Origin of the sequence: Actinophytocola sp. (genome assembly GCF_009379765.1) — a bacterium.
Lineage (GTDB): Bacteria > Actinomycetota > Actinomycetes > Mycobacteriales > Pseudonocardiaceae > Actinophytocola.
In genome coordinates this window covers 16,703-34,255 of sequence record NZ_WHTD01000023.1, presented here as the reverse complement: position 1 = coordinate 34,255, position 17,553 = coordinate 16,703, and the positions used below count along the sequence as shown (strand labels likewise).

General features: G+C 70.5%; 14 protein-coding genes and 1 pseudogene. 4 read left to right on the top strand and 11 right to left on the bottom strand.

Annotated elements, in window-relative coordinates; genetic code table 11:
* Positions 1 to 73: 73 nt before the first annotated feature.
* The 4 genes from GEV28_RS09815 to GEV28_RS09800 form a co-directional block, all read right to left on the bottom strand.
* A complete protein-coding gene (locus GEV28_RS09815) occupies positions 74 to 691 on the bottom strand; it encodes a DUF6461 domain-containing protein (protein WP_291410889.1) in 618 nt (205 codons plus the stop codon).
* 9 nt (positions 692 to 700) lie between these two features.
* Entirely contained in the window at positions 701 to 1,318 is a 618-nt protein-coding gene (locus GEV28_RS09810; protein ID WP_291410888.1) for a NucA/NucB deoxyribonuclease domain-containing protein, read from the bottom strand.
* A 67-nt stretch (positions 1,319 to 1,385) separates the two neighbouring features.
* Positions 1,386 to 1,583 carry a DUF397 domain-containing protein gene (locus GEV28_RS09805; RefSeq protein ID WP_291410886.1) on the bottom strand — a complete coding sequence of 66 codons (198 nt, stop codon included), beginning with the start codon at positions 1,581 to 1,583 and terminating at the stop codon, positions 1,386 to 1,388.
* 21 nt (positions 1,584 to 1,604) lie between these two features.
* Complete coding sequence (locus tag GEV28_RS09800; RefSeq protein ID WP_291410884.1) at positions 1,605 to 2,477, bottom strand: helix-turn-helix transcriptional regulator; 873 nt, start codon at positions 2,475 to 2,477, stop codon at positions 1,605 to 1,607.
* Positions 2,478 to 2,630: 153 nt separating this feature from the next.
* Here GEV28_RS09800 and GEV28_RS09795 point away from each other — a divergent pair, with 153 nt between their 5' ends.
* Positions 2,631 to 2,912, top strand: a complete 282-nt coding sequence (locus GEV28_RS09795) for a hypothetical protein (RefSeq protein WP_291410882.1) — start codon at positions 2,631 to 2,633, stop codon at positions 2,910 to 2,912.
* Positions 2,913 to 2,916: 4 nt separating this feature from the next.
* Here the strand turns inward: GEV28_RS09795 and GEV28_RS09790 are convergent, their stop codons facing one another.
* The 4 genes from GEV28_RS09790 to GEV28_RS09775 are packed head-to-tail and all read right to left on the bottom strand — an operon-like array spanning position 2,917 to position 8,362.
* Positions 2,917 to 4,542, bottom strand: a complete 1,626-nt coding sequence (locus tag GEV28_RS09790) for an ABC transporter ATP-binding protein (protein WP_291410881.1) — start codon at positions 4,540 to 4,542, stop codon at positions 2,917 to 2,919.
* A 3-nt stretch (positions 4,543 to 4,545) separates the two neighbouring features.
* On the bottom strand, positions 4,546 to 5,448 hold the full coding sequence (locus GEV28_RS09785; protein ID WP_291410879.1) for an ABC transporter permease: 903 nt from the start codon (positions 5,446 to 5,448) through the stop codon (positions 4,546 to 4,548).
* Positions 5,445 to 6,470 carry an ABC transporter permease gene (locus GEV28_RS09780; RefSeq protein ID WP_291410876.1) on the bottom strand — a complete coding sequence of 342 codons (1,026 nt, stop codon included), beginning with the start codon at positions 6,468 to 6,470 and terminating at the stop codon, positions 5,445 to 5,447. Before GEV28_RS09780 ends, GEV28_RS09785 begins: the two co-directional genes overlap by 4 nt.
* Positions 6,471 to 6,478: 8 nt before the next feature.
* Positions 6,479 to 8,362 (bottom strand): ABC transporter substrate-binding protein, encoded by a 1,884-nt coding sequence (locus GEV28_RS09775; RefSeq protein WP_291410874.1) that lies wholly within the window; start codon positions 8,360 to 8,362, stop codon positions 6,479 to 6,481.
* Positions 8,363 to 8,462: 100 nt separating this feature from the next.
* On the opposite strand from GEV28_RS09775, the gene GEV28_RS09770 reads away from it, so the two are divergent.
* On the top strand, positions 8,463 to 9,290 hold the full coding sequence (locus GEV28_RS09770) for a M55 family metallopeptidase (protein ID WP_291410872.1): 828 nt from the start codon (positions 8,463 to 8,465) through the stop codon (positions 9,288 to 9,290).
* A gap of 62 nt (positions 9,291 to 9,352) precedes the next feature.
* On the top strand, positions 9,353 to 10,654 hold the full coding sequence (locus GEV28_RS09765) for a M20/M25/M40 family metallo-hydrolase (RefSeq protein WP_291410952.1): 1,302 nt from the start codon (positions 9,353 to 9,355) through the stop codon (positions 10,652 to 10,654).
* Between the two features lie 14 nt (positions 10,655 to 10,668).
* Here GEV28_RS09765 and GEV28_RS09760 read toward each other — a convergent pair whose 3' ends face one another.
* The 3 genes and pseudogenes from GEV28_RS09760 to GEV28_RS09750 form a co-directional block, all read right to left on the bottom strand.
* The gene (locus GEV28_RS09760) at positions 10,669 to 11,400 is read right to left on the bottom strand and encodes an N-acetyltransferase (protein WP_291410869.1); all 732 of its coding nucleotides are present in this window, start codon (positions 11,398 to 11,400) and stop codon (positions 10,669 to 10,671) included.
* A pseudogene (locus tag GEV28_RS09755) lies at positions 11,393 to 13,250 on the bottom strand (ABC transporter ATP-binding protein). The gene GEV28_RS09760 and the pseudogene GEV28_RS09755 overlap by 8 nt, the downstream one beginning before the upstream one ends.
* Positions 13,251 to 13,307: 57 nt before the next feature.
* Positions 13,308 to 14,159 (bottom strand): hypothetical protein, encoded by an 852-nt coding sequence (locus GEV28_RS09750; protein WP_291410867.1) that lies wholly within the window; start codon positions 14,157 to 14,159, stop codon positions 13,308 to 13,310.
* A gap of 73 nt (positions 14,160 to 14,232) precedes the next feature.
* Here GEV28_RS09750 and GEV28_RS09745 point away from each other — a divergent pair, with 73 nt between their 5' ends.
* Positions 14,233 to 17,535: a GH92 family glycosyl hydrolase gene (locus GEV28_RS09745; RefSeq protein WP_291410865.1), complete on the top strand. Its 3,303-nt coding sequence runs from the start codon at positions 14,233 to 14,235 to the stop codon at positions 17,533 to 17,535.
* The last annotated feature ends 18 nt before the right edge of the window (positions 17,536 to 17,553 follow it).

The window sequence follows — 17,553 nt, the reverse complement described above, 5'->3', positions numbered from 1 at the left end:
GGTCTGTTTGCCGCAACGGCCGCTTTTCGACCCACCGGGCGTGCCCGAGGCGCCACCACCGGTAGCGATCACGCTATGGGTGCTCCGCGTCAGGGACGTCACGGTAGAGCCAGTACGGATCCGGGATCCGGTACGTCGGCTGCGCGTCACGGAGCCAGGCTGGGTCCACCGCGACGCCGGTCTGCTGCTCCAGCTGCGCCATGCACGTCTGCCGGACCACCTCGATGTCCGTCGCCGGGCCAATTGCCCACCCCGGTCGGCGCTCCCACTGATCAGCCTCAGGTGCAGTCGGGTAGATCATCTCGAAGTTCGCGGTGACCGTGCCGTCAATGGCCTGAGTAACCAACCCGAACGCGTTGACGTTCCAATAAACGCTGAAGAATCGGCCGCCATCGGCCGAACAGCGGCGGGCGATCTCCGGGAAAGCGCCACTCCAGCCGTTGTTCTCGATCGCCACAACATGTTCGTTGTGCGTAAGGACTTGCAGGTAGAACTCGAGGTGATCAAGCTGGGGGCCGCGCAGCTCGTCCACGCCGGTGAACGTGACCTCGCCGATTGGCGCGGCCGGATCGCCGCCGTAGATCCGGAGCACCTCATCGATGGCGCGCCCCTCGACGACAGCCACGGTCCATGCTTCAAGCTGCTGATCCTTGACCCACCCGTACTTGCGGATCAAGTCATCGGACGCCATGCGGCTCTCCTAGCACGTGCCTTGGTCTCTCGCGACCTCGGTACCGGTAAATGGACCGGGCGCGACATGGTCCGGATTGCTGATGACCACCAGAAATCGCTCGCCATTCGGGGGGTACTGGCTAACATACAGACCTCCCTGACACTGGTTCTCCCGGGCAGGAACTTCCTCCGCTCGAGCGCCCGCGCCTCCCTCATCCGTGCTGGCCATTGGGTACTCGTCACATTGCCCGCCGTAGGTGCGCCGGAAATTCTGGCACGCTTTTCCGCGGTTCGCGTCCTGTTTTGCTCGGTTCATGGTGAGGACCGCTGGGTGGCCCGATTCCCAGGCCAGTTTCGTGTTGCGGGCAATAAAGGGAATTCTCGACGCGTCCACGATGAGGACACGCATGTCGCCACAGCGTTTCTCGTTGACGATGGTTTGGGTGGCGCAGACGGTGACCTGTGGTTGGGTCTCGGCGGCGATCATGAGGGTGGCGGGCGCCTCGCCCACGATGACGGCGTCGGTCGCGCCGGTGAGGTCGCTGATGATCGAGCCCACCGCATCGACGGCCTTCGGTGTGAAGTACACGCCCGCGCCGATGACCAGAGCCGTGACCAGCAGGCGACCGGTTGTCTTGGTGGCCATCAGCGAACCCCCCGATACTCACCGGCCGTGGCGCCACGGTGAGTATCGCAGGATCTACCGACAGCTACTAGACGTCGCGCTTGAGGGTGTCGAGGAGGGCGTCGAAGGCGGTGGGGCTGGTGTGGAGGACTCGGCCGTCGTCGCCGTTCTTGCTGTCGCGCAGCAGCGGCCCTTTCGGGCCGAACGCAACCTCCACGCAGTCGCCGCCGTTGCCGTTGCCACTGCCACCGCCACTACGGCTCGACTTGCGCCAGGTCAGTGCCATTGTCGTCACCTGTCATGAGCGTTACCGGCCAGTACCGGGAGCGAAGCCGCCCGCAACATCGAGAATGAGCGACCTGGAGGCCGGAAGGCTCAGTGCCGCGACCCGTTTCCGCTCCCAGCTCAGTCTATAGGGCTCGGTGTTGCTGATTCGATCCCGATAGACGCTGTCTCCCGGGCTGTCGATCTGTACGCGATCGGTGGTCGGGTCGTTGTCCAGCCGCATGAGCGTGAACGTGGTGCCGATGCCCGGGTACATGCCGGCGCTGGCCGGTTGGACCTGGATCTCGACGTTGGGCAGACCGGCGAGTTCGGCCAGGTGCAGCAACTGCTCATGCATGACCTCAGTGCCGCCGATCGGCATCCGCAGCGCCGTCTCGTGGACGATCGCGCGCACTTTCGGCGGCTTCGGCTGGGTGAGGATGGCCTGCCGGTCCAGCCGGATCCGCTTGAGCTTGTCGATCTCCTCCTGCGGCAGACTCTCGCCGGTGCCCTCGAAGAGCGCCTGCGTGTAGCGCTCGGTCTGGAAGTGCGCCGGGATGAGGTCGATGGTCACGATCAGCAGGTCGCTCGCCTCGGACTCGAGTTCCAACAACGCGCGGGTCTTGACGCTGAAGTACGCCGGGAACGTGCCGCGCTTGCCGCGGGTCTGGCGGGCCAGCTCCATCAGCGCGTCGCGCTCGTGATCGTCCAGGCCGTACTTCTCGGCGAGCACGCCGAGGTTGGCCCGGCTGATCGGCGCCTCGCCCTTCTCGATCCGGCCGATCGTCACCGCGCTCACGTCGATGAACTCGGCGGCGTCCTCGACCCGCTCGACGCCGGCCCGTTTGCGGAAGCTCCGCAGGGCGGCGCCGACCTCCCGCCGGTTGCTGCTCACAGACTTGCTCTTGCCCGCCATCCACCCCGACCTTTCGCTGAGAGGTTTCAAAGTGAACCTACTACGCAGAGTTCGCGCGCTGCCAGCAAGTTCACCCGGTCGGATGTGGGCCAAATTGAAGCTTCAGTAATAACCTGTGCTCGTCGGGGAGCATATCAACAGGAGGGTGGGCACATGAGGTACGGGTTCGTGCTGGCAGAGGAGCGCGGCGGCATCGGCGAGCTCAAGTGGGATCACACCCGCGCGGTGCTGGAGGTGTTCGGCACGGTGGCCGAACTGACGGCCCGGCTGCGGCCGTGGGCACTCGAGGTCATCACGTGCGAGCGCTACAGCGACGGCCGGTATTTCGCCTATCTCGTGGAACTGGACGACGACGGCGAGTTCGAGACCTATCTCGCGGTGGCGATCGAGGACGTCATCTGGTTCTACGAGCAGGAGTACGTCCCCGCGCCCTGACCGGTCACGCCGGAGCGGTGGTGGGCAGGGCGGCCAGCAGCGACCGGGTGTACTCGTGCCGCGGGTCGCGCAGGATCTCGTCCACCGGGCCCACCTCCACCAGCTCACCCTGGTACATCACGGCCACGCGGTCGGCGATGTTCCAGGCCAGGCCCAGGTCGTGGGTGATCACCAGGGCCGCCAGGTCGAGCTTCGCGCGCAGGCGCAGCAGCAGGGCCAGGATCTCGCCGCGCACCGAGGCGTCCAGCGACGCGACCGGCTCGTCGGCCACGAGCAGGTTCGGCTCCAGTGCCAGCGCCCCCGCGATCACCACGCGCTGGCGCTGGCCGCCGGAGAGCTGGTTGGGCAGCAGCGGCATGAACTCCTCCGGCGGGCGCAGCTCCGCCGCCTCGAGCGCGGCGGCCACGTGCTCGCGCTCGTCACCGGCGACCCGGTGGATGCGCAGCCCCTCGGCGACCGACTCGTACACCGAGTGCCGCGGGTTCAGCGCGCTCGACGGGTCCTGCAGCACCAGCTGCACCCGCCGCCGGTACGCCTTGAGCCCCCGGCTGGACGTCGGCACCGGCGTGCCGTCGTAGACGACCCGCCCGCCCGTGGGCCGCTGCAACCCCAGGATCGTGCGCGCGAGCGTCGTCTTGCCGGAGCCGGACTGGCCCACCAGCGCCACGATCTCGCCCCGCCGGACCTCCAGGCTCACCCCGGCCACGGCCCGGGTCACCGACCGGCCGCGGCCGTGGAAGTCCACCCGCAGGTCCTCGGTGCGCAGCAGCGGGTCGCCCCGCGCCGGCTCGGGCCGCGCGGGCAGGCCCAGCGGGCTGCTGGTGGCCGGCGCGTACCGGTACACGTCGTCGCCCACCGTGGGGAACGCCGCCGCGAGCGCCTTCGTGTGCGGGTGCCGGGGGTCGGCGATGATCGCCTTCGCGTCGCCCTCCTCCACCAGCTCGCCCTCGTACATCACGGCGAGCCGCTGGCAGGTGGACGCGAGCACGGCCAGGTCGTGGCTGATCATCACCAGCCCGATGTCCTGCCGCGCCACGAGGTTCGTCATCAGGTCGAGCACCTGGGCCTGCACGATCACGTCGAGAGCGGTGGTCGGCTCGTCGGCGATCACCAGCCGCGGCTCGCACGCCAGCGCCATCGCGATCATGACCCGCTGCTTCTGCCCGCCGGAGAGCTCGTGCGGGTAGGCCTCGCCCTTCGCGGTCGGCAGCTCCACCTGGGCCAGCAGCTCGGCCACCCGCTTGCGCACCGCCGCGGGCGACGGCTGCGTCGACGCGTGCAGCAGGATCGGCTCGGCGATCTGGTCCCGCACCCGGCGCACCGGGTTGAGCGCGTGCATGGCGCCCTGGAACACGACCGACGCGGTGGTCCAGCGCACCGCGCGCAGCCGGCCCCACTTCATCGTGCCGACGTCCTCGCCGTCGAGCAGGATCTCCCCGCCGATCTCGGCCGAGACGGGCAGCAGGCGCAGCACCGACATCGCGAGCGTGGACTTGCCGCAGCCGGACTCCCCCGCCAGGCCCAGCGTCTCGCCGGCGTTCAGCGACAGCGAGACGCCGCGCACGGCCTCGACGTCACGCGAGCCACTTCGGTAGCGCACGGTCAGGTCCTTCAGCTCCAGAAGCGGCATGCCTCAGCCCTCCCGCAGCCGTGGGTTCAGAACGGACTCCAGCGCCCGCCCGCACATGGTGAACGCCAGCACCACGATGCCGATCGCGATGCCCGGCGGCAGCAGGTACCACCAGGCGCCCGCGATGACCGCGCTGTCCAGCCACGCCGAGCGCAGCATCGACCCCCACGACGGGCGCATCGGGTCGGGGTCGCCGAGGCCGAGGAAGGACAGGGTCGACTCGGCCACGATCGCGCTGCCCACCGCGAGCGTCGTGTTGACGAACACCAGCGGCAGCACCGCCGGCAGCACGTGTTTGGTGATCACGTGGGTGTGCCCGCCGCCCAGGGCCCTGGACCGCTCGATGTAGGGCCGCGCCTCGATCGTCAGCGTCTGCGCGCGGACCAGCCGCGCCGCCGACGGCCAGGACGTCAGCCCGATCGCGAGGATGATCGTGCCGATCCCGCGCTCCATCACCGTGGACAGCGCGATGGCCAGCACCAGCGAGGGCAGCACGAGGAAGAAGTCGGTGACCCGCATCAGGCCGGCGGACACCCACCGGCCGTAGTGCGCGGCCAGGATGCCGATGATCGTGCCGATCGCGATCGACAGCAGGGTCGCCACGAACCCGACGGTGAGCGACACGCGGGCGCCCCACAGGGTCAGCAGCAGCACAGAGCGGCCCGGCCGGTCGGTGCCCAGCAGGAACTCCGCGCTCGGCGGCTCCATCCGGCCGCCGGTGGCCCTGGTGACGTCCAGGCCCTCGCGGTCGGTGAGCACCGGCGCGAGGATCGCGAGCAGCACGATGAGCACGAGCAGGCCCAACCCGAACAGGCCCGTGCGCTGCTCGGCGAACTGCTTCCAGCCCGCGGCGAACGCGGCCCCGCGCCTGCGCCAGGCGAGCGTGCGGGGAGACGGCGAGGTCATGAGGCACGCACCCGGGGGTCGAGGACGCGGTAGAGCACGTCCGCGAGGACGTTCATGGCGATCACCGCGCCGGCCAGCACGATGAACGTGCCCTGCAGCAGCGGCAGGTCCCGCACCCGCAGCGCGTCATAGGTCAGCAGGCCGAGGCCCGGCCAGGAGAACACCGTCTCCACGGTGACCGCGCCGGCGATCACGAAGCCCAGGTGCAGAAACACCAGCGTCACGGTCGGCAGCAGCGCGTTGGGCACCGCGTGCCGGCGGCGCACCAGGTCCTCGCGCAGGCCCTTGGCGCGCGCGGTGGTCAGGTAGTCCGCGCCCATCTCCTCCAGCAGCGAGGAACGCATGACGAGCTGGTACTGCGCGTAGATCACCGCGACCAGGGTGATCGTCGGCAGCACCATGTGGTGGGCGATGTCGACGGCCTGGGAGAAGAAGTCCGGTGGTGTGTCGGAGAAGACGAGCCCGGCGGTCGGGAAGAGCCCGCTGGTGGCCGCGAGGAGCAGCATGCCGAGCCAGAAGGTGGGCGTGGACCACAGGGTCAGCGCGATGCCGGTGGAGATCCGGTCGAACCGGCTCCCCCGCTGCCACGCCGACCGGGTGCCCAGCCACAGCCCCAGGGCGACCGCGATGATGGTGGCGACGCCGACGAGCAGCAGCGTCGGCCACAGCCGCTCGCCGATCTTCTGCGAGACCGGCACGTTGAAGATGTAGGACTGCCCGAGGTCGCCGTGCAGCAGCTTCCACAGGTAGTCGCCGAACTGCGCGAGCAACGACTTGTTGAGCCCGAGCCGGTCCTCCAGCTCCGCGATCATCTCCGGCGAGGCCGGCCGGCCCCGGGTCATGGTCTGCACGACGTCGCCGGGCAGCACCCGGAACAGCAGGAAGCCCAGCACGATCACCAGTGCCAGGCTGACCAGACCGCCGCCGATCTTGGTCAGCACATATCGGACGGCTCCGCCACCACGGGTGGGTGGCGGAGCCTCCGCTAGTGCCTCCTCGGTCGGGGTGAGGATGTCCGACACGAAACTCCCTATTCGCGATCTTCAGCGGTCTTGCGCCGGCCGCGGGCGAACAGCAGGCCGCCGACCAGCAGCACCACGACGACACCGCCGACGATGCCGAGGACCAGGCCGGTGTTGCCGCCGTCGTCGGCCGCCGCGTCCGTGGTGTCGGCGCCGGTCGCCGTGTTCTCCCCGTTCTCGCCGTAGACGGGCACCGGACCCTCACCCTTGGGCGTGGCGCCGTAGTAGCCCCAGTAGCCCTGCTGGTTCATGATCACGCCGCCGTCGGCGGGCTGCAGCGGGAAGCCCTCGAAGGCGTCCTTGCGGTAGGCCTCGAGCGCGTTGTCGTAGCCCAGGATGACGAGCGTCGCCTGGTCGTAGAGCCGCTCCTGCATCTGCTTGACCAGCTCGACCCGCTTGTCCCTGTCGAACTCCTGCAGCTGCTTGGCGTAGAGGTCGTCGTACTCCTCGTCGCACAGGAACGAGTCCGGTGTGCCGCCCTTGCCGTCGGCGTTGGGCCGGTTCGCACAGGTCTGCAGCGACAGCACGAAGTCCGGGTCCGGGTTGGCGTTCCAGCCGGAGAACGCGAGGTCGAACTCGCCACGCGTGGTGTCCTCGTTGACCTGGGTGTCCGACACCGGCTGCAAGGTGATGTTGATGCCGATGTCCTTGAGCCAGCCCTTGATGAACGGGCCGCCGGTCTCGTCGAGGTTGGACTCGGCGTGGGCGAGCAGCCGCAGGTTGAGCGGTTTGCCTCCCTTGTCCAGCCGGATGCCGTCCGGACCCTTCTTGTAGCCGGCCTCGTCGAGCATCTGGTTGGCCTTGTCGAGGTCGAAGTCGCGCTGCACGTCGTCCGGCGGGGTCCAGGCGTAGTCCGTGAAGACCGGCGGGATGTAGCCCTTGGCCTCCTCGGCGTAGCCACCCCACACCTTGTCCACCAGCGTCTTGGAGTCGATCGCGGTGGCGATGGCCTGGCGCAGCTTGACGTCCTTGAGCGCCGGGTTGCCGTTGCCGATCGGCTTGCCGTCGTTCGTGGCCGCGCCCGGGTTGATCACGACCTCGTTGAACCGGCGGTTCTGGGCGTTGTTGAGCTCGATGTTCGGGTCGCCCTGGAGCGCGTCGAACTGGGTCGGAGTGAGCCGGTTGATCAGGTCGACCTGGCCGCTCTGCAACGCGGTGACCGCGGCGTCGGCGTTGCGGTAGTAGATGAAGTGCAGCTCGTCGATCTTGGGCTTGCCCCGCCAGTAGTGGGGGTTGGCCTTCATCTTGGTGAACTGCGCCTCTTTGAACTCCGTGACCGTGAACGGCCCGCTGCCGACCATCGGGAACTCCGGCTCGGCGCCGATGTCGGTCATCTTCGACCAGACGTGCTCGGGCACGATCGGGATGTCCAGTGCCAGCATCGTCGCCTGCGGGACCTTGGTCTTGATCACCAGGGTCGAGTCGTCCGTCGCCTCGACCGACTCCCACTGCTGGACGTAGCTGCCGTTCGCGGTGCGCGCGGTGTCGTCGTCGAGCATCTTGTTGTAGGTGAACGCGGGGTCCTTGGCGGTGACCGGCTCGCCGTCGGACCACTTCACCCCCTGGCGGATCTTGAAGGTCCAGGTGAGCTTGTCATCCGACGTCGTCCAGCTCTCGGCGAGGCTGGCCTCCGGCGACTGGTCCTTCTGGCTGTAGACCGTCAGGTAGTCGAACGCGGTGCGCAGGATGTCGGTCCCCGTTCGGGTGATGCTGATGAACGGGTTGAGCGAGTCGATCTCCTGGGTGACGCCGACCCGGAGCAGCTTGGTGTCCTGGGCGCCCTCAGCCTTCGCGGCCGGGCGGTCCGCCGCGCCGGCCGGGGCCGCGAAGGGCACCGTGACCAGGGCGGACACGAGAAGTGTGATACCGAGCGCGACACGCCTCGATCTCACGATGATCACCTCTTCCTGATAGTTGAGAGGAAGTAACCACTTATGGGTTGAAAAAGTCAATGAGTGTCGGCGACGTGTACCAAGCCGTAACGTGAACCCTGTGCGGATCATGATTTCAGCCGACATGGAAGGCGCGACGGGCGTCACGTGGACCGCGGACGTCGAGGTCGGGACCGAGCAGTGGCAGCGCTTCCGGAAGATGTTCACCGGGGACGTGAACGCCTGCGTCGAGGGGCTGTTCGCGGGCGGCGCGACCGACGTCCTGGTGAACGAGGCGCACTCGTCGCAACGCAACATCCTGCTCGAGGACCTCGACCCGCGGGCGCGGATGCTCACCGGCAGGCACAAGCCGCTGTCGATGATGCAGGGCATCGACTCGGGCGTGGACGGCGTGGTGTTCCTGGGCTACCACGCGGCCGCCGGCGTCGAAGGTGTGCTGTCCCACACCTACCTGCCGAACCAGATCACCGGGGTGTTCCTGGACGGGGTGCGGGCGAGCGAGGGCCGGCTCAACGCCGCGCTCGCCGCCGAGCACGGCGTGCCGGTGCTCCTGGTCACCGGCGACGACCTGACCTGCGAGGACGCGGGTGAGTACGCGCCGGACGCGCGGAGCGTCGCGGTGAAGGAGTGCGTGTCCCGCTACGCCGCGATCTGCACGCCGCCCGCGGTGACCGCGGCCGCGATCACCGAGCAGGCGCACCTGGGCATGGCGAGGGCCGGCCGGTTCGCCGGATCGGCGAGCGGGCACCGTATCGAGGTGGAGTTCGACGCGGCGCACCTGGCCGCGGCCGCCGCGGTGGTGCCGACGGTGGACCAGCTGGAGGTGCGCCGGGTCGGTTTCGACGCCGCGTCGATGACCGACGCGATGAAGGCGTTCAAGGTGGTCACCGCGATAGCCAGCGGTGCGGTGGAGGGCAGCTATGGGTGAGCCGCCCGAACGGAGCTTGTCGGAGTGAGCATCCAGACCGAACGGAGCTTGTCGGAGTGAGCATCGAGACCGTCGAGGAACTGTGCGCGCAGCTGATCAGGTTCGACACGACCAACCTCGGCGGCGGATCGTCGGAGGGCGAGCGGGAGGCCGCGGAGTTCGTCGCGTCGCACCTGTCCGCGGCGGGTCTCGCGCCCACGCTGATGGAGCGCTCGCCGCGGCGCAGCAACGTCATCGCGCGGGTGGCCGGGTCGGACCCGTCGCTGGCGCCGCTGCTGGTGCACGCCCACCTCGACGTGGTGCCCGCGGACGCCGCCGAGTGGACCGTGCCGCCGTTCGCCGGCGAGATCCGCGACGGCTTCGTGTGGGGGCGCGGCGCGGTGGACATGAAGGACATGTGCGCCACGCTGCTCGCAGTGCTGCACCGCTGGTCCTCGGAGGGTCGGGGGCCGCGGCGGGACATCGTGCTGGCGTTCGTGGCCGACGAGGAGGACACGGGCGCGTGGGGTGCCCACTGGCTCGTCGAGGAGCACCGGTCGCTGTTCGACGGCTGCGTCGCGGCCATCGGTGAGTCGGGCGGTTACACGGTCCGCGCGTCGTCCGCGGCCGGCGAGCCGGTCCGGCTCTACCCGGTGGCGACGGCCGAGCGCGGCACGGCGCACATGCGGCTCACCGCCACCGGCAGGGCAGGCCACGGCTCCCGCCGCAACGACGACAACGCGGTGGTCAAGCTGCTCGCGGCACTGCAGCGGCTGACCGCGCACGAGTGGCCGGTGGTGCTGACCCCCACGGTACGCGCGTTCTTCGAGCGGACCGGTGCCGCGCTCGGTATCGAGGTCGACCTGGCCGACGTGGACGGCACGCTCCGCCGCTTCGGCGCCGCGGCGAAGATCGCGGAGAACACGGTCCGCAACAGCACGACGCCGACGGTCCTCTCGGCCGGCTACAAGGTGAATGTCATCCCCGGCGTGGCGCACGCCGAGGTGGACACCCGGCTCCTGCCGGGCACCGAGGACGCGTTCCTCGCCGAGGTCGACCGCCTCCTCGGCCCGGACGTGCGGCGTGAGTTCGTTGCCCACCAGCGGGCAGTCCAAGCCCCGGTCGACGCCGAGTGGTTCACCGCGATGGCGGCGGCGATCGAGGCGGAGGACCCGGGCTCGGTGGTGGTCCCGTTCTGCATGGGCGGCGGCACGGACGCCAAGGCGTTCGCCGGCCTGGGCATCGACTGCTACGGCTTCGCCCCGCTGTGGCTCCCGGAGAACTTCGACCACAGGCTCATGGCCCACGGCGTGGACGAACGCGTCCCGGTGGACGGCCTCCGCTTCGGCGCCAACGTCCTGGACCGCTTCCTGTCCACGACCTGACCCGCGAGTGCTGGTCAGGGGGTGGGTTGGGTGCGGTAGTGGTAGCGGGCCGCCTCGGCGAACCCGGCCCGCGCGTACAGCGCCCGCGCGCCCGAGCTCTCCGCGCGCACCTGCAGCCAGCAGTGTCGGACGCCCTCGGTCGCCGCGTGTGCGAGCAGGCCGCGCAGCACCACCGAACCCAGGCCGCGCCGCCGGGCGCCGGGGCGGACCGCCATGCAGTACAGGCCACCCCAGTCGTCGACGGTGGCGAGCCGCGCCACCGCGGCCACCGTGCCCTCGGACCGAACGGTCCCGTACAGCGCCGGTCCCGCGGTGAGGATCCACCGGGCCACGTCCCGTGCCGCGTCGTCGCCGCGGCCGTCGACCGCCCACCACAGGTCCATCCACTCCTCGTCCGGTTCCGCCGCGACGGCCACCGGCACGCCGTCGGGAAGCAGATCCAGCACCTGCGCGACCGATGCCACCTCGACCGTCGTCGGCGAGCCGTACCGGTACCCCCGCGCCGCCAGCACGGAGTCCAGGTCGGCCGGGTGCACCGACGGGCCCAGCTGGAAGACCGCCGGCAGGCCGTGCGAGCCGTACAGCCGCTCCACCCGCGACAGCGCCGTGCCGACATCCGGCGGGGCGGCCAGCGGTGCCACCGAGTTCGCCCGCTGCGTCACCCCACCCGAGATCCGCGCCACCCACCCGGACACGTCCACTTCGGACAGCGCGGGCCAGCCGCGGCGCATCAGCTCGTCAAGCACGCACGCCCCCCGGCTCCGCCGCGAACTGCGTCCGGTACAGCTCGTCGTAGCGCCCGCCCGCGGCCAGCAGCGACGTGTGGGTGCCGCGCTCGACGATCCGGCCGTCCTCGATCACCAGGATCAGGTCCGCCGCCCGCACCGTCGACAGCCGGTGTGCGATCACCAGCGCGGTCCGCCCGGCCAGCGCCTCGGTCAACGCCGCCTGCACCGCCGCCTCCGACGTGTTGTCCAGGTGCGCCGTCGCCTCGTCCAGGATCACCACCCGCTGCCGCGCGAGCAGGAGCCGCGCGATCGTCAGCCGCTGCCGCTCCCCGCCGGAGAGCCGGTACCCGCGCTCCCCCACCACCGTGTCCAACCCGTCCGGCAGCGACGACACCAACGAGTCGAGCCGGGCCCTGCGCAGCGCCGACCACAGCTCGTCCTCGGTGGCCGACGGCCGGGCCAGCAACAGGTTCGCCCGCACCGACTCGTGGAACAGGTGCCCGTCCTGGGTCACCAGCCCCACGGTGTCCCCGCAGCGACCCGAACGACAGGCCCCGAACGTCCACACCGGACAGCCGGACCGCACCGGAGTCCACGTCGTACAGCCGCGGCACGAGCGAGGCGATCGTCGACTTCCCCGCCCCCGACGACCCGACCAGCGCCACCACCTGCCCCGGCTCCACCCGGAACGACACGTCGTGCAGCACCTCGACCCCGCCGCGCTTGTCGAGCTTCGCGACCTCCTCCAGCGACGCCAGCGACACCTTGTCCGCCGACGGGTAGCCGAACGACAGCCCGTCGAGCTCCACCGACACCCCGCCCTCCGGCACGGTCACCGGCGAGTCGGCCTCGACGATCAGCGGCCGCAGGTCCAGCACCTCGAAGACCCGCTCGAACGACACCAGCGCGCTCATCACCTCCACCCGCGCGCTCGCCAGCGACGTCAGCGGCGCGTACAGCCGGGTAAGCAGCAACGCCAGCGCCACCACCGCGCCCGGCTCGAGCGACCCGACCAGCGCGAAGTATCCGCCGAACCCGTACACCAGCGCCAACGCCAGCGCGGAGACCAGGGTCAGCGCCGTAATGAAGATCGACTGCACCATGGCGGTCCGCACGCCGATGTCCCGCACCCGCCGCGCCCGCAGCGCGAACTCCGCCGACTCCTCGGCCGGCCGCCCGAACAGCTTCACCAGCGTCGCGCCCGGCGCCGAGAACCGCTCGGTCATCTGCGTGCTCATCACCGCGTTGTGGTTGGCCGCCTCCCGCTCCAGGCGCGCCAGCCGCGCACCCATCCGCCGCGCCGGCACCACGAACACCGGCAGCAGCACCAGCGTCATCAACGTGATCTGCCAGGACACCCCGAGCATCACCACGAGCGTCAGCGCCAGCGTCACGAGGTTGGCGAGCACCCCGGACAGCGTGTTGCTGAACGCGTTCTGCGCGCTCACCACGTCGTTGTTCAGCCGCGAGACCAGCGCGCCGGTCCGGGTCCGCATGAAGAACGCGATCGGCATCCGCTGCACGTGGTCGTACACCGTGGTGCGCAGGTCGAGGATCAGCCCCTCACCGATGCTGGCCGACAACCACCGCGCGACCAGCCCGAGCGCGGACTCCGCCACCGCGATCACCGCGATCAGCACGGCTATCACGACGACGACCCGCAGCGGCTCGGCATCGACGATGGCGTCCACCACCCGGCCGGCGAGCACCGGCGTGGCCACCGCCAGCACCGCGGTCACCACGCTCAGCAGCAGGAACCAGCCGAGCATCCGCCGGTGCGGCCGGGCGAACCCGCCGATCCGGCGCAGCGTCGCCACGGCGAACGGCCGGCGGTCGTCGGTGGCGTTCATCGTGTTGTACAACGACATCCACGCGGTCGTCTCCATGTCCATGCCGACAAGGTAGGAGGTCGACCGAGGTCGAGGTCAAGCGAGTTGCGGCGGCAGCCCGGTCGGGTTCAGGTCCGGCAGCACGCCCGAGGACCACAGGGTCACCACCGACGGCCGCAGCACCGCCACCACCTGCTCGACCCCGTCGGACCCGAGTGGGGAGAGGGCGCCGCTCCACGCCCGCTCGTCGGTCGCCACCTCCACCGACTCGAGCAGGTCGGCGCCCGCCTCGGTGAGCGTCCCGTCGGCGGCGAGCAGCCCGCGCGACCGGAGCCCGTCCGCCGCGGCGGCCCACGCGTCCTCGGACCAGCCGCGCACCGTGCGCATCAGCCGGTCCGGGAACTTCCCGAGGCCGACCTGCAGCAACAACGCCTCCAGCCCCGACACCCCGGCCGTCAGCAGCGCCGCGACGTGCCCGTCGCCGCGGTGCTCGCGCAACGTCGTCGCCAGCTGCCACAACGCGGCGACCGGGTCCTCCGGCAGCGGCAGCTCCGCGTTCGCCGCGTACAGCGCCCGCCCGGTCGCGTCGGCCGACGCCGCCACCGGCGCCAGCGCGCCGACCGCCTCGGCACACGCCTGCTCGGACACCCCTACCTTCCGCAACACCGCCACCGCCACCTCCGAGCGGGCCGCCAAGCACCGCGCCGGGGTGGTCCGCGACCACGCGTCGGGCACCGCCTTGGCCACCATCGACGGCTCGAACCCGGCGAACGTGGCGACCACCGCACCCGCCCCGACCGGCCCGAACGGCGCCGCCCGGAACGCGAAGTAGGTCATCCAGAAACCCCGCAGGCCGAGGCCCTTTCCGGTGTCCCGGACCTCCGGGGCGAAGTACACGACGTCGTGCAGTGGCTCCAGTGCGGTCCACAGTCGGCGGGCCGGGTGCATGGGTGCCTCCTTCGGGGTCTCTAGGATCATGCGCCACCGGCGGCAGTCCAACCCTGTGAGGAGCGTCGCGGAAATGAGTGCTCGGGGCTTCTTCTCCTCGTTCGAGAACGTCGATCCCCCGCTGACGTGGATCGACGTCGTCGACATCGGCCGGGACAACCGGCCGAGATCCGACGGCGCGACCATGAGCACCCGGGAGGGCGGTGGCCCTGGCAAGCCCTACACCGGCAAGGTCGGCGTCGGGTTCACCGGCATCCGGGCGCTGCGCTACCAGGGCTCGCACACCGGCCGCGAGGCCGCGCACGTGGTGAACAAGCTGTTCCTCGTCGACATGCTCGTCGCGCGGGACACCGAGCTCTCCTACGTGATCCATCCCGACCTGCTCGGCGACGACCTGCGCCACCCGAGCACGTTCGTGGCCGTCGACCTGGCCTTCGACGACGGCACGCTGCTCTCCGAGCTCGGCGTCACCGACCAGCTCGGGTTCTCGCTGACGCCGCGCGCGCAGGGCGAGTCCAAGGCGCTCGCGCCCAACCAGTGGAACCACCGCTCGGTGCGGATCGGCGCGGTCGCCGAGGGCAAGGTCGTCGTCAAGGTGCTGCTCGGCTACGAGAACACGACCGGGCCCGCGGAGTTCGCCGGCTGGGTGGACGACATCGCGATCGCCGACAAGCCGAGGCCCGAGTCGCGCAGGCCCGCCGAGTACGTCGTCACCACCCGCGGCAGCAACTCGACCAAGGGGTACTCGCGCGGCAACACCTTCCCGGCGACCGCCGTGCCGCACGGGTTCAACTTCTGGACCCCGGTCACCGACGCCGGCCGGTTGGACTGGATCTACACCTACCAGCGGGCCAACAACGACCGGAACCTGCCGGCGCTGCAGGCGCTGTCGGTGAGCCACCAGCCCAGCCCGTGGATGGGCGACCGGCAGACCTTTCAGGTGCTGCCCTCGAACGCGGTCCGCAGGCCCCGGGCGGGCCGCCGCGCCCGCGCGCTGACCTTCCGGCACGCCAACGAGATCGCGCTGCCGCACCACTACGGCGTGCGGTTCACCAACGGCATCCGCGCCGACGTCGCGCCGACCGACCACGCGGCGCTGCTGCGGTTCACCTTCCCCGGCGAGGACGCCAACCTGATCTTCGACAACGTCAACCGGCGCGGCCGGCTGACCCTGGACCCGGTGGGCGGCACCGTGTCCGGCTACACGGACGTCCGAAGTGGACTGTCCGCCGGCGCGACCAGGATGTTCGTCCACGCCACCTTCGACCGGGCGATCGCCGCCAGCGGCAAGCTCTGGCGCGGCCTGTCCCGCAAGGTCTCCGGCTACCTGCGGTTCGAGCCCGACCCGGCCGGCCGGACCGTCGTCACGATGCGGGTCGCCACCTCGCTGATCAGCGTGGCGCAGGCCAAGCGCAACCTGTGGCAGGAGATCGCGGACGAGGACACTTTCGAGACCGTCCGCGAGCGCGCGGCGCAGGCGTGGGACGCCCGGCTCGGCCGCGTCGAGGTCGAGGGTGCGACCGAGGACCAGCTCGTCACCCTCTACTCCAACCTCTACCGGCTGCACCTCTACCCCAACGGCATCCACGAGAACACCGGCACCGAGGACCGGCCGACCCTGGCCTACGCGAGCCCGTTCGTGGGCCCGGCCAAGAAGAACACGCCCACCCAGACCGGCGCGGTGCTCGTGCCCGGGCGGGCGTATGTGAACAACGGGTTCTGGGACACCTACCGCACCACCTGGCCGGCCTACGCGCTGCTCGACCCCGCCCACTGCGGTGAGCTCGTCGCCGGGTTCCTGCGGCAGTACCAGGACGGCGGGTGGACCGCGCGCTGGTCCTCTCCCGGCCACGCCGACCTCATGACCGGCACCAGCTCCGACGTCGCGTTCGCCGACGCCTACCTCAAGGGCGTGCGCGGCTTCGACGTCCAGGTCGCCTACGAGGCCGCGGTGCGCAACGCCACCGTCGCCCCGCCCTCGGGCGCGGTCGGCCGCAAGGGCCTCCGCCGGTCGGTCTTCCTCGGCTACACGCCGACCTCGACCGGGTCGGGCCTGTCCTGGACGCTCGAGGGCTGCGTCAACGACTTCGGCATCGCGCAGCTCGCCCAGGCGCTCGGCGACAAGGAACAGCACGAGTACTTCATGGACCGGGCGCTGAACTACGTCCACTCGTTCGACCCGAGCACCGGCTTCTTCCAGGGGCGCAAGGAGAACGGCCGCTGGCGGCACTCGGCCAACTCCTACGACCCGCGCGCCTGGGGCGGGGACTACGTGGAGACCAACGGCTGGAACACCGCGTTCAGCGTGCCGCACGACGGGGCCGGGCTCGCCGCACTCGTCGGCGGCCGGACCGCGCTCGGCACGAAGCTCGACGAGTTCTTCACCACCCAGGAGACCGGCCGGGCGCGCGGGAGGTACTGGCGGTCGATCCACGAGATGGCCGAGGCCCGGGACGTGCGGATGGGCCAGTACGGGCACAGCAACCAGCCCTCGCACCACATCCCCTACATGTATGCCTACGCCGGGATGCCGTGGCGCACCCAGGAGAAGGTGCGTGAGGTGCTGGCCCGGCTCTACACCGGCAGCGAGATCGGCCAGGGCTACCTCGGCGACGAGGACAACGGCGAGATGTCGGCGTGGTGGCTGTTCGGCGCGCTCGGGTTCTACCCGCTGCGGGTCGGCAGCCCGGACTACGTGATCGGCTCGCCGCTGTTCCGCAAGGCGACCGTCACGCTGGCCAACGGCAACGAGATCGTGGTCAACGCGCCGAACAACAGCCCCACGAACGTCTACGTGCAGGCCCTGCGGGTCAACGGGTCGTCCTACGACAAGGCGTACCTGCCGCACGCGCTGGTCGCGAACGGCGCCGTGCTCGACTTCCAGATGGGCCCCGAGCCGACCGACTGGGCCGGCGGGGTGGAGGCGCTGCCGCCGTCGATCACGACCGCCGACGCGCCGCCGCGGACGATGGTCGACATCACCCGTGCCGTCGACGGGCACGCGGAGGGCAGCGAGGGCGTCAAGGTGGCGGCGCTGTTCGACGACACGAGCCGCACCCAGGTCGTGTTCAAGACGCCGACCGCGTGGGTGGGCTTCCGCATGTCCGGCGACGAGGGCGCGACCGTGCGGTACTACACGCTCACCTCGGGCACCCGCCAGGACGACCCGCGCAGCTGGACACTGCGCGGATCGACCGACGGCGAGGACTGGGTCGTGCTGGACGAGCGGACGCGGGAGACGTTCCCGTGGCGCCGGCAGACCAGGGCGTTCGCGGTGGCCGACCCGGGCGTGTACACCCACTACCGGCTGGACATCACGGAGAACACCGGCGCGCCGACGGTCACCCTCGCCCAGTTGGAGCTGCTCGCCCGCTGAGGCTGAGGGAGCCCGCCG